Below are 12,553 nucleotides of genomic sequence, written 5' to 3'. Positions count from 1 at the left end.
AGTGTAACGGATCACACCGACGGAGAGTGTGCGAAACCCGATTAATCGTCTACCTGCGACGATGCGCGTGTCACGTGATCGTGTAGCTGCGTGCGTCAAGGCCGGTCGCACCGTCGGGGATCGGCGAAGCGTAGGTCTCGATCTGTCGGCGTCCCTCCTTGTCGATCGCGCGACAACGCACCCGGTGTTCGCCCGGGGTCGCCGTCCACCGGAACAGCCATGGCCGCCAGGTGTCGAGCGAGTACTCGGTGGCGAGTTCGGCGGGCTCCCAGTCCCCGTCGTCGATGCGAACCTCCACCGCCGCGATCCCCGTGTGCTGGGCCCACGCGGTCCCGGCGATCACCACTTCGCCCTGTGGATGCGACGAACGCGAACGCGGTCGATCGATACGCGAGCACAGTTTGATGGGCCCGAGTGCCGACCATCCGCGCGACGTCCAGTACGCCTGTTCGTCGCCGAACCGGGTGATCTTCCAGTCGACGACCCATTTGGTGGCCGACACGTAGCCGTACAGCCCGGGGATGACCTGCCGGACCGGATAGCCGTGTTCGACCGGGAGCGGCTCGCCGTTCATCCCGATCGCCAGGAGCGCGTCACGACCGTCGGTGATCGCGGAAATCGGTGTGCCACTGGTCCATCCGTCAGCACTGCGAGAGAGAAGCATGTCCGCACCCGGCCGGGCGCCTGCCCGGTCGAGGAGCGTCTTCATCGGCACGCCGAGCCACCGCGCGTTGCCTATGAGATCTCCGCCTATCTCGTTGGAGACACAGGTGAGGGTGACGAATCGTTCGGTCATCGGCAGCGCCAGGAGTTCGTCCCATCCGATGCGGATCTCCTCGTCGACCATGCCGTGGATGCGCAGGTGCCAGTCCGCTGTGGTCAGATTCGGCACCTGCAGAGCGGTGTCGATCCGATAGAAATCGTCGTTACCGGTGACGAACGGTGTCGCTCCGGCGACATCGAATCCGACGGCGGCGGGCACCGGCGGCGCGGGTGAGCGAGGAGTCGGCAGGAGAACGCGTCCGCGATCGGCGAGGGTGTGGGCGGTGTCGGCGAGCATCCGCCGTCCCAGTGCCCCCACCGCGACCGCGAGCACTGCGACACCACCAGCGGTCAGCACGAAACGTCGATCGACGCGGGCTGATCCGTCGGTGCCGGGTTGCAATCGCGCGTCCGATCGAAGGATGCCGATCAGCACCCGCAGCACGATGATCCCGACGATCCCTGCCGCGACCGAAGGCACGGCGTAGGTCCACCGGGCAGTCGGACGGCCCAGCGCGGCGAGCACCCCGACCACGCCGAACAGTCCGATCACGACCGTTCCGGTGGGTGGCCGAAGCCGTTCGGCCACACCGCACCCGGCGGCGATGACGGCGATGACGATGCCCAGTCCGACGAACAGTGCGACCTTGTCACCGGTGCCGAAGGTCGAGATCGCCCATTCGCGGATCCCGGTCGGGCTGTGGTCGACGACGGAAGAACCTACTGCGAAGTACGGGGAGGAGCCCGGGTCGACCATGACGGCGAACAGTTCGCCCGTCGCGACTGCGGCACCCACCGCGACCACACCGGCGCCCGCGGCCGCCCCCAGGCGGCCGTGCTCACGCGAGGTGGAGGTCACATCCCTTGATAGCGCGCGCGACGTCCGAGTGCCACCCGCGAGGACGATCTCCCGGTCGGAGAGCCCGCGGGCACGACGTGGCCGGCCCCTTCGCCGAACTCCGATCGAGCGGCGCCCCGCTCAGGCGTTGACCCGGTGCGCCGCCGCGTGTCGGCCTGCTCGCCGACCGAAGTACGATCCCTCGCCGAGTTGCGTGCCACTGGCGTAGCCCTTGCCGTCCTGAGCGAGATTGGCGGCGCAGGCACCGGCGGCGTACAGGCCCGCGATCGGTGTGCCGGATGTGTCGAGCACCTCGGCGTCGACCGTCGTCGCCATGCCGCCGATGGTGAAGCACGAGTAGATGGCCTGGCCCAAGCTGAGATCGAACGCCGCCCAGGGCCCGTGATCCTGTGGCGCCAAGAACTCGGCAGCCTTGTGGAACTCGGGATCCTCACCGTTCGCCGCGTGCTCGTTGTAGTCCGACAGCGTCTTCTGCAGCCGCCCCTCGGGAATCCCCAGATCGGATTCCATCTCGGCGACGGTCTCCCAGCCGTCGATGAACTTGATCAGCGGCACCTCGGGCCGCTGCATGTGCGCCTCGTCGACGATCAGGTATGCGGCCGAATCAGGTTGGTCCATCACGAATCCGGCGGTCCGCGAGTGGTAGGAGTCCTCGGCGACGAACCGATCGCCGTTCTTGTTCACCACGATGCCGGTGAGCAGGATGCTCGGCGGATAGATCGGCGCGGTGACGAACGCCTGGTCCATGTGTTTGAGCGCCGCGCCGACCGATTCGCCGAGCCGGATGCCGAGTCCGTCGTCGTAGGTGCTGCCCAGGGTGAACGGTTTCTCCGCGACATGCGGCACGTGGCTGGCGACCATCTCCTCGTTCATGACGAACCCACCGGCGGCGATGATCACCGACCGGGCCCGGATGTAGCCATCGGCACCCGGCCGCTGCCACCGCACGCCGGCCACCGCTCCGTCCGCGTCGACGACGAGCTGCCGAGCGCCGGTCTCGTAGCGGACCTCGGTGCCGAGTTCGGCGAGGCGTTTGACCAACAGGTCCACCACCATCGACGCACCCCCGGTGTCACCGGGCACCGGTACCTTGTGGCCGCGAGGCGCAGGCTTCGCGATGTTCTTGAAGGGCCACACCTTTTCGTTACCCGTGAACATCAGCCCCTGCGTCTGCGGCTGGATGACCGCCTTCTCCGGATAGAAGCTGCGCTCGAACGCGAACCCGAGACCCTCGAGCCAGTTGAAGTGATCGACACTGTCGACGCAGTACGCGTGGATCTTCTCCGGCTCCGGCTCGCGGGACACCGCGGTCAGGTACTTCTCCATCTCCTCCGGACTGTCCTCGTGGCCGGTCGCCTGCTGCACCGCCGTGCCGCCACCGAGGTAGAAATGCCCGCCTGCCATGCAGCTCGTCCCGCCTGCCGCGGCCGCGCGTTCCAGCACGAGCACCTTGGCACCCGACGAGGCGGCCTCCACGGCCGCACTTCCGCCGGCGACACCACACCCGATCACCAGCACGTCGACGTCGTCGGTGAAGGACTCCACCGCATCGAGGGCGATGGTTTCAGGGATCTCAGAACCTGCCATGCCCACAGGGTAGACGATCGACTAGAACATGTTCTAGTTCCGGTCCGGGTTCGTGACCGACTCAGCGCGGATGTGGCCGGAACCGCCGCAATCGCAGGCTGTTGGCCACCACGAACACCGACGACACAGCCATCGCCGCCCCGGCCAGCATCGGGTTGAGCAACCCGAGCGCGGCAACCGGGATCGCCGCCACGTTGTAGGCGAACGCCCAGAAGAGGTTGCCCTTGATGGTGCCCAGGGTGCGGCGCGCCAGCCGGATCGCATCGACCACCGCCCACAGGTCTCCGCTCACGACGGTGAGATCACTCGCCTGCATCGCGACGTCGGTTCCGGTGCCCATCGCGAGACCGAGGTCGGCCTGCGCCAGAGCACCGGCGTCGTTGACACCGTCACCGGCCATCGCGACCGAATGCCCTTGTGCCTGCAGCTCTGCGACCGACGACACCTTGCCCTGCGGGGTCACCCCGGCGATGATGGTGTCGATGCCGACCTGTCGGGCGACATGCTCGGCGGCACCGGCGTTGTCACCGGTGAGCAATACGGGGGTCAGCCCCATCCGACGGAGTTCGGCGATCGCGGCCGCCGATGTCGGTTTGATCTCATCCCCGATCACGATCACGCCGACCGGCTCGTCGTCGAAGGACACCACGACGGCCGTGGCGCCTTCGGCCTCGCCGGACGCGACCGCCTGCGCGAGTTCGTCTGGCAGCGCTCGACCGACGGGACTCGAAATCGTCACGCGCACACCGTCGATGACGCCCACCACCCCGGAACCCTCGGTCGCCCGGAAGTCGGTCACCGCCCCGGACACGGCGGCGTCGGTCCGCGTGGCCCCGGCGACGATCGCCGCACCGATGGGATGCTCGGAACCGGCCTCTACCGCAGCAGCACGTGTCAACACGTCGTCGGCGTCGGCGGAATCCACCACGACAACCGACTGCAGCGTCATCTCGCCGGTGGTGACCGTTCCGGTCTTGTCCAAGACGATCGTGTCCACACGCCGTGTGGTCTCGAGTACCTCGGGCCCCTTGAGGAGCACACCGAGCTGGGCACCGCGACCGGTTCCGACCATCAACGCGGTCGGTGTGGCCAACCCCAGTGCGCACGGACACGCGATGATCAGTACCGACACCGCCGCGGTGAACGCGAAGGTCACCCAGCCCGAGTCGCTCGCCACGCTCCCGGCGCCGAGTAGACCCGGCCCGCTCGCTACGCTCCCGGCGCCGAACCAGAATCCCAACGCCCCCACCGCGATCACCATGACCGCGGGGACGAAGTAGGCGGAGATGCGATCGGCGAGTCGTTGCGCGTCGGCCTTGCCGGCCTGCGCATCGGCCACCATCTTCGCCATCTGCGCGAGCGCGGTGTCTGCTCCGACGCGCGTCGCCCGCACCACGAGGCGGCCGCTCGCGTTGACAGTCGCGCCGATCACCTGATCGCCCTCGGTGACCTCGACCGGTACCGATTCCCCGGTGATCATGGACGCGTCCACGGCCGATGCCCCGTGCACCACGATGCCGTCGGTGGCGATCTTCTCGCCCGGACGAACCACGAACTCGTCGCCGACCACCAACTGCGACAGGGGGATTCGAGTCTCGGACTGGCCCCGGAGGATGGCCACGTCCTTGGCGCCCAGATCGAGCAACGCGCGCAACGCATCACCGGCCCTGCGTTTGCTGCGCTTCTCGAAATAGCGACCGGCGAGCAGGAATGTGGTGACGCCCGCGGCGGCCTCGAGGTAGATGTTCGCGGCACCGTCGCCGCGCGAGGCGATGAGGTCGAAGCCGTGACGCATCCCTGGTTCGCCCGCCGTCCCGAAGAACAACGCGTACAGCGACCACAAGAACGCGGCGGACGTGCCCATCGACACCAACGTGTCCATCGTCGTCGACCCGTGCCGCAGGTTGATCCAGGCGGCCCGGTGGAAGGGGTACGCACCCCAGACCACCACCGGGGCGGCCAATGTCAGCGATGCCCACTGCCAGTAGGTGAACTGCCAGGCCGGGATCATCGCGAGTACCACGACGGGCACCGTCAGGATCGCCGACACGATCAATCGTTGCCGGAGGCCGTCGAGTTCGCGATCGGGCCTCTCGTCCCGGGTCGATCCTGTCTCGTCGTCGGCGACGGAGCCGACCGTGACCACCGGCGATGCCTGGTAGCCCGCGTCACGAACCACCGTGATCAGATCCGCGGTGTCCAATGCAGCCGGGAATTCGACGTGGGCCTGCTCGGTCGCATAGTTGACCGATGCACTGACCCCGTCGAGTTTGTTGAGTTTGCGTTCGATCCGGTTGGCGCACGACGCACAGGTCATGCCCTCGATATCGAGGTCGACCTGCTCAGTGGTGATCGACATGTCCTCACTCCGAGTGCTGATGGGTGCCCGGTTGGGGCGCGGGCGCGTCGTCACCCCACGGGTCCACGACGCGGCCGATCCCGAAGGCGAGACCGAAGGCGACTGCCAGCGCGACGACGAACGCCGCGATTCGAACCGCCGCATTCTGGGTCATGGCGGTCATGACAGTTGATACCCGGCCTCGGTGACGGCCGCCTCGATCTCGGGGCGGCCGATCTCACGGTCGCTGGTCACCTCGACGACACCGGTGTCCAGGGACACGTCGACATGCTGCACGCCGCTGATCTCACCGATCTCCTCGGTGACCGACGAAACGCAGTGCCCGCAGGTCATTCCGGTGACGGTGTAGGTGCTGACGGTCATGGTGATCTCCTTGCCGTGGTGGCTGGTCATGGTTTGTTCGGGTCTCGTCGAAGTCTGCGAGCTGAAGCGCCGGTGATCTCAGGACTTGACCAGACGAGCGATCGCCTGCATCGCCTCGTCGACCTTCTCCTTGCCTGCGTCATCGCTCTCCTGCGCGGCATTCACCACACAGTGGTTCATGTGCTCTTCGAGGAGACCGAGACTCACGGCCTGCAGCGCCTTGGTCATCGCCGAGACCTGCGTGAGGATGTCGATGCAGTAGGCCTCCTCGGAGACCATGCGCTGCAGCCCTCTTGCCTGACCCTCGATGCGCCGCAGTCGGCGAAGGTAATCGTCCTTGTGTCCGATGTACCCGTGCTGTGCGTGGTCGACCTGTTGCGGTTCGGTCATGACTTCGATCCCGTCCTCGATGGTGGCACTCCATACCCCCAACAGGTATACCAACAATCGTTCTATACGGCTACCCCCTAGGGGTATATGTCACCGACGCCCCCGCACGCGTGGAGCGGGGTCGATCAGGAAGAACGTGGCGAACGCAGTGCGGCCGCCAGTCGCTCCAACGCTGCGGCGACGTCGCTCAGCGCGTCGGCGACCTCCGGGCGGTAGGGACCGGGAGCAGAGGGCGTAACCGGCGCGGCAGCAGACGCTCCGGACGGGATCGGGCCGGACTCCGTCGGATCATCGGGCATGCCGTGCCTGCTCCGCGCCGGGGTGGCCCCCGTCGGCGGCTCGGCACCGGTGGATCGGCGTCCGCCGCGGTAGCCGCCGTCGTCACCGGGCGACGTCTGCGGTTGCGGCGGCCGGGACTCGGCAGGTGACGACGAGGGAGCATCGGTGGTCGTCGTGGCCGACGTGACGCGCGGCGGCATCTCCGCCGAACCGGCGCGATGTCGGCGCGCCCCCTGGGATCGCTCCTGCTGGGCGACCCCGTTCTGGCTGTGCGCGCGCGTCGTCGCAGGTGACGACGAGGAAGCCGGTCCGGATCGCGGCAGGGCCCCCGACTGCGGTCCGGATAGGGGCGTTTGCTCGGTCTCGGAGCCGGGCTGCGGCGGCCCCGGCCGGGCGGCCGGTCCGGCCTGGCTCGGCGCAGGGGGCTGTCCCGGGTGTTGCGGCGGTGCCGGCCGGGGCGCTCCGGGCTGCGGTGATCCCTGCTGTGGTGATCCCTGCTGCGGCGAACCCTGCTGCGGCGAACCCTGCTGCGGCGAACCCTGCTGCGGCGAACCCGGTCGGGGCGCCCCTGGTGGTGGCGCAGGACTCATCTGCGGAGGCGGGCCTGACTGCGGCGGGCCCATCTGCGGTGGCGGACCGGGTTGGACGGGTCCCGGCGGCGGAGGCGGCGCGGCCGGAGGCTGTGCAGACGGAGGCGGGGGACCAGGAGCCGGCCGCGGCGGAGCTGCGACGGCGGTCGGTGCATGACCGTTCGACGGTGCGAAGAAATGCGCGCCGCCGTGCCCCTCGAAGTACACGCACGGTGCGCCGTTCTGGGCGTGCACCGAGCACGGGTTGCGCTCGATCAGGGACTGTGCGTGGTCGTCGAAGTCGTTCCATTCCAACCACAGTCGTCGATCACCGCGCGGACGGTCGCTGGCGTCGGTTGCGTGGTTGCCGCTGTGTCCGACGGTGAGTCGACAGTGCAGCAGCCATTCCGACTGGCCGGTCAGCCCCAGGGCGGTCCGCTCCGCGGGAGTGCATACGACCGTCGACCAGCAACCTTCGCCGTTCATCCGGCCTCTCCTTCGCGCATCACGCGCTGTCTGGCATTCGTTCGTTGTCGCGCCTGGTGTCCTCCGTGCGCGGATTCGATCGCGCCGCGACTGCCGGGACGCGCGCAGCACGCGGTCACAACGATCTCGACGTCCCCCGGCGGTCAGTGTACGAACTTTGACACCAGACCCGCCATAGCCTGCGGTAAAAGTCTCAGAACACCTCAGCCCGCGAGGAATTCGACGATTCTTCGGCGTGTCTCCTCCGGTTCGTCGAGGTGGAGGAAGTGTCCTGCACCCGCGACGCGGCCGACGGCACTCCCTGACGGCAGCAGGTTCTCGAGGCCGTCGGTGAAGTCGACGTGCATGCAGCCGTCGTCGACGCCGTGGAGATAGAGCATCTCCATTGCTGTCGGCTGCAGCCAACCGGTCGCGTGGTCGGCGTAGCGCCGATCGATGCGAGGCCGCAGCATCGCGCGGTAATAGCCGAGTGCCGCCGACCGGCGTGGCGTGGTCGCCACCGCGGCGAGTGCGTTGTCGACATCGGTGGGATTCGGCGCCGGACCCCACCGTCGCCACAGGGCCGGGATCAGCCGATCGAGTGCACGTTCCGGCAGGTACGGCAGCTGGTTGAATGCGATATACCAGCTCATCACGGCCTGTCTGGGCAACAGCCGTAGGCGCGGCGCGGCCGGACCGGACCGCAGAGCGGCGATCGGCGGGACTGCCATGGCGACCACCCGCCGGTACGGTCCGTCGGAGCGAGCGGCCACCCCGTGCACGGTCAGGGCACCCCAGTCATGGCCGATGAGCACCGCTCTATCATCACCGTCGAGCGCACGGTGCAGCGCCAACGCGTCGTAGGTCAGTGCGGCGACGTGGTAGTCGTGGTCGGCCGGGATCTCCGACGGCGCGTATCCGCGGGTGAACGGTGCGACGACGCGGTATCCCTCTGCGGCGAGCGCCGGGCCCAGATGACGCCATGTCCAGGCGGAGTCGGGGAAGCCGTGCAGGCAGACCGCCAGCGGCCCGTCGGCCGCTCCCCAGGTGAGCGCTGCCAGACGAAGATGTCCGAGGTCGACGACGATCCGTTCGGGCGAGGTCATGGGCGCGACGTTACCGGCGGACCCTGCACCGGGGGACGAGCCGACTCACGAGACGAGCGCCTCGGTCGCGATCAACGCGTCCGCACGGTCGCATTCGGTGATGTCCCCGTCGATCCAGCCGAAGCAGCGCGACCGCGCATCCGGATCGGTGCGTGGGTGATCGGTGCGTGCATGGCATCCGCGCGATTCGGCGCGAGCCTGCGCCGCCGCCACCACCACGCGTGCGGTGAGGGTGAGCGCGGCGTCTTCGACATCGACATCCGTGACCATCGGACGCCTGCCGGCCGACTGCAGCCGCGACGCGACCCGCTGCAGACCGTCGGCACCCCTTCGTAGTGCCACAGCCCCGGACATATTGTCCTGCAACCCTTCTCGAGACAGAGCAGGCAGTTCGGCGATCGAGGCTCCGCTCGCATCGACGACACGGCGATCGCGTCGGGACACCGCGACGGCGGCGGCACGTCGACCCATCACCAGACCTTCGAGCAGGCTGTTGGAGGCCAACCGGTTGCCGCCGTGCAATCCGGTGCGGGCCACCTCCCCGGCCGCGAGGAGGCCGGGGACCGCGGTGCGGCCGTCCACGTCGGTCAGCACTCCCCCACACTGATAGTGAGCGCCCGGAACAACGGGGATCAGACCCGTCTCGACGTCGAGTCCGGCGTCGGCGACGCCGGCGGTCACCGTCGGGAACCGGGAACGGAAATCCGCGATGGTGCGCACATCGAGGTACACGCACGGTGCGCCGGTCGTCGCCAATCGGGCTTCGATCGCGTTGGCCACCACGTCCCGGGGCGCGAGATCGCCCATCGGGTGCACGCCGTCGGTCACCGTCCGACCGTCGGCGTCGACCAGCCGCCCGCCCTCGCCGCGAACGGCCTCGCTGATCAGTGTCCGTCGCCCCCGCGCGCCGGGAACGTAGAGCATTGTCGGATGGAATTGGATGAACTCCATGTCGGCGACCACCGCGCCCGCCCGCAGCGCCAGCGCGATGCCGTCGGCCGTGGCGCCCACCGGATTGGTGGTCGCCGCGTACAGGTGCCCGCTCCCGCCGGTGGCGAGCAGAACCGTCGGGGCGTGCACGAGGCGGTCGTGACCACGCGTGCGGAACGCGACCCCGACGGTGTGCCCGTCGGCCCGCAGGATCGCTGTGGCCGACGAGTCGTCCACGCAGGTCAGGTCAAGGTACGCCGCCGCGGAGGCCAGTCGGCGACCCAGCGTCCGCTGTACCTGCGCACCGGTTGCGTCGCCGCCGGCATGGATGATGCGTCGCACCGAATGACCACCCTCGCGGGTGCGGGCGAGAGCGCCGTCCGGCCTGCGGTCGAACTCAGCGCCCCATCCGATCAGCGCCGACACCGCCGACCATCCGTCCGCCAGGATCGGGCGCGTCGCCGACGGATCGGTCAACCCGGCACCCGCCGCGACCGTGTCGGCGACATGGAGGTCGACCGAGTCCTCGCGGTTGGCGGGCTCGACGACGGCGATACCCCCCTGGGCGTAATGGGTGGCGGTCGATTGCTCGGCGCGATCGGGGCGCCAGGTGGGCCCCTTGTTCAGCACCACGACACGTAGGCCGGCCTCGGCGGCGCACACGGCCGCGGTGAGACCGGCGACACCGGCACCGACCACCACGAAGTCGGCGCGCAGTTCATCCGCTGTCCGGTCACGTTCGCGTCGGACCATCTCGCACCTCCCGGGACACGTTTTCGATTCCCAGTCGAAAACCTTACCCCAGCTGTACAGACGTGGGCAGCCTCGCAGCTCGTCGGCGACACCGCCGACCCGATGCGCGCCCTCCGAGACAATGTGCCGACCGAGGGTCAGGAGAGGAACTCGGCCACCAGCCCCGGCCAGGCATGCAGTTGGTCAGGCGTCGAAGCCACGACCAGCCGCGCATCGGGGAGGGCGTCGGCGAGTAACTGACCGCTACTGACCGGATGACCGTCGTCGCCGGTCCAGCTCAACACCAATGCCGGCCGATCCAGACGTGAGACTTCCTCGGCGGCAGGCAGATCCGTGATCGCCGAACCACGCAGGACCCACGGATAGATCACGGATCGGACCGCGATCGGCGAGACGAACCGCCGCGCCTGAGCCAGGGCAGGCGAAGCCGGGGCATCGGTGGTGAGCCGTTCCAGCGCGGCCAGACCGTCTCGCTCGACCAGGTCGGCCGAGGCCTGGCGGATCGGCACCTGCGCCCGGCGGGTCCCCCAGATCGTCGGCGCCTGGGTGAGAACCAACCGGGTGAACCGATCCGGTTGCGCCGCAGCGGCATACAGGATGGTCGCGGTACCCATCGACGCGCCGATCGCCGCCACCGGTTCGTCGGGCGCGACGACATCCAGCAACGCCAACAGGTCGCGCCCCAACTCCGGCCAGGTGTACTCCTCGGCCGTCTTCCCACCTGTCGAGCGACCGTGCCCGCGTGCGTCGTACCGGATCAAACGATGGCCCGCGCTGACCGGCCGCCAGTCGAACTGCCCGGCCGACTCCTGACCATAGGCACTCGAACTCATGCCGTGCGCCCAGATCACCGCTCCCCCGCGGCCGGTCTGATTCCAGGCCAGGCGGGCGCCACGCACCTCGGCCAAGCGAAAAGCAGGTGTCATGTCGACCCCGGCGCGGCCACGTCAGCGGCGTCCGGTCAGAACGTCGAGGCGTCGATGACGAAGCGGTAGCGCACGTCGCTGGCGACCACGCGCTCGTAAGCCTCGTTGATCTGGTCCGCGGAGATGACCTCGATCTCTGCGCCGATGCCGTGTTCCGCACAGAAATCCAGCATCTCCTGGGTCTCGGCGATCCCGCCGATGTTGGATCCGGCCAGGCTGCGGCGGGCAGCGGTCACCGCGAACGCGGGAACCTCGATCGGACGTTCCGGCAGGCCGAGTTCGACGAGAGTGCCGTCGAGTTTCAGCATGCCGAGATACTTGGCCATGTCCAGATTCGCCGACACCGTGTTGAGGATGAGGTCGAAGTTCTTGCGCAGCGCACGGAACGTGTCGGGGTCGCTGGTCGCGAAGTAATGATCGGCGCCGAGGCGCAGACCGTCTTCCATCTTCTTCAACGACTGCGACAAGACCGTGACCTCGGCCCCCATCGCGTGAGCGATCTTGACACCCACGTGTCCGAGGCCGCCCAACCCGACGACGGCGACCTTGGTACCCGGCCCGGCACGCCAGTGGCGCAACGGGGAGTACAGCGTGATCCCGGCGCACAGCAGCGGTGCCGCGACGTCGAGCGCCAGACCGTCGGGGATACCGCACACGTAGTTCTCGTCGACGACGATGGCGGTGCTGTAGCCGCCCTGGGTGGGCAGCCCGTCACGACCGACTGCGTTGTATGTGCCGATCATGCCGCGCTCGCAATACTGTTCGAGCCCCTGCCGACAGGCGTCGCATTCGCGGCACGAATCGACGAAACATCCGACTCCGACCCGGTCACCGACGGCGTACCGGGAGACGTCGGAGCCGACCGCGGCGACGGTGCCGGCGATCTCGTGGCCGGGCACCACCGGATAGGAGGTCCGCCCCCACTCGCCGCGAGCCGTGTGGATGTCGGAGTGACAGATCCCCGCGTAGGCGATGTCGATGACGACGTCGTGGGGACCGGGGTCGCGTCGCTCGATGGTCGTCGGTGCCAGCGGACGGTCGGCGGCGGCAGCGCTGTAGGCGTTGACCGTGGTGGACATCAATACTCCTCTGCTGATGGCGGCACGTGATCGGCGTCCGCGACGGCCGGGCTGTCGACCACCGGCTCGCATGACGCCGCCACCCCAGTCTGGCCGACTCCGCGGTCATATCGCCGTTCGGGCATA

General features: G+C 68.6%; 11 protein-coding genes. All 11 read right to left on the bottom strand.

Annotated features, from left to right (window positions below; translation table 11 throughout):
* Positions 1-70: 70 nt before the first annotated feature.
* Positions 71-1,621 carry a molybdopterin-dependent oxidoreductase gene (locus tag AAFP35_RS00720; RefSeq protein WP_419219596.1) on the bottom strand — a complete coding sequence of 517 codons (1,551 nt, stop codon included), beginning with the start codon at positions 1,619-1,621 and terminating at the stop codon, positions 71-73.
* A gap of 120 nt (positions 1,622-1,741) precedes the next feature.
* Positions 1,742-3,208 carry an FAD-binding protein gene (locus AAFP35_RS00715; RefSeq protein WP_419219595.1) on the bottom strand — a complete coding sequence of 489 codons (1,467 nt, stop codon included), beginning with the start codon at positions 3,206-3,208 and terminating at the stop codon, positions 1,742-1,744.
* Between the two features lie 61 nt (positions 3,209-3,269).
* A complete protein-coding gene (locus AAFP35_RS00710; RefSeq protein ID WP_419219594.1) occupies positions 3,270-5,567 on the bottom strand; it encodes a heavy metal translocating P-type ATPase in 2,298 nt (765 codons plus the stop codon).
* Positions 5,568-5,571: 4 nt separating this feature from the next.
* Positions 5,572-5,730, bottom strand: a complete 159-nt coding sequence (locus AAFP35_RS00705; protein WP_419219593.1) for a hypothetical protein — start codon at positions 5,728-5,730, stop codon at positions 5,572-5,574.
* Positions 5,727-5,930 carry a heavy-metal-associated domain-containing protein gene (locus AAFP35_RS00700; protein WP_419219592.1) on the bottom strand — a complete coding sequence of 68 codons (204 nt, stop codon included), beginning with the start codon at positions 5,928-5,930 and terminating at the stop codon, positions 5,727-5,729. The genes AAFP35_RS00705 and AAFP35_RS00700 overlap by 4 nt, the downstream gene beginning before the upstream one ends.
* A gap of 78 nt (positions 5,931-6,008) precedes the next feature.
* Positions 6,009-6,320, bottom strand: a complete 312-nt coding sequence (locus AAFP35_RS00695) for a metal-sensitive transcriptional regulator (protein ID WP_419219591.1) — start codon at positions 6,318-6,320, stop codon at positions 6,009-6,011.
* A gap of 125 nt (positions 6,321-6,445) precedes the next feature.
* Positions 6,446-7,654: a hypothetical protein gene (locus AAFP35_RS00690; protein ID WP_419219590.1), complete on the bottom strand. Its 1,209-nt coding sequence runs from the start codon at positions 7,652-7,654 to the stop codon at positions 6,446-6,448.
* Positions 7,655-7,857: 203 nt separating this feature from the next.
* Entirely contained in the window at positions 7,858-8,739 is an 882-nt protein-coding gene (locus AAFP35_RS00685) for an alpha/beta fold hydrolase (protein ID WP_419219589.1), read from the bottom strand.
* A 45-nt stretch (positions 8,740-8,784) separates the two neighbouring features.
* Positions 8,785-10,422, bottom strand: coding sequence for an L-aspartate oxidase (nadB, locus tag AAFP35_RS00680; protein WP_419219588.1), 1,638 nt, complete (start codon positions 10,420-10,422; stop codon positions 8,785-8,787).
* A 137-nt stretch (positions 10,423-10,559) separates the two neighbouring features.
* Positions 10,560-11,348 carry an alpha/beta fold hydrolase gene (locus tag AAFP35_RS00675; protein WP_419219587.1) on the bottom strand — a complete coding sequence of 263 codons (789 nt, stop codon included), beginning with the start codon at positions 11,346-11,348 and terminating at the stop codon, positions 10,560-10,562.
* Positions 11,349-11,383: 35 nt separating this feature from the next.
* Positions 11,384-12,427 carry an NAD(P)-dependent alcohol dehydrogenase gene (locus tag AAFP35_RS00670; RefSeq protein WP_419219586.1) on the bottom strand — a complete coding sequence of 348 codons (1,044 nt, stop codon included), beginning with the start codon at positions 12,425-12,427 and terminating at the stop codon, positions 11,384-11,386.
* Positions 12,428-12,553 lie beyond the last annotated feature (126 nt).

The organism is Gordonia sp. CPCC 206044 (assembly GCF_048537895.1).
Taxonomy (GTDB): Bacteria; Actinomycetota; Actinomycetes; order Mycobacteriales; family Mycobacteriaceae; genus Gordonia.
Note: the sequence above shows the minus strand (reverse complement) of the source record. Positions and strands in the feature narration are given on the sequence as shown.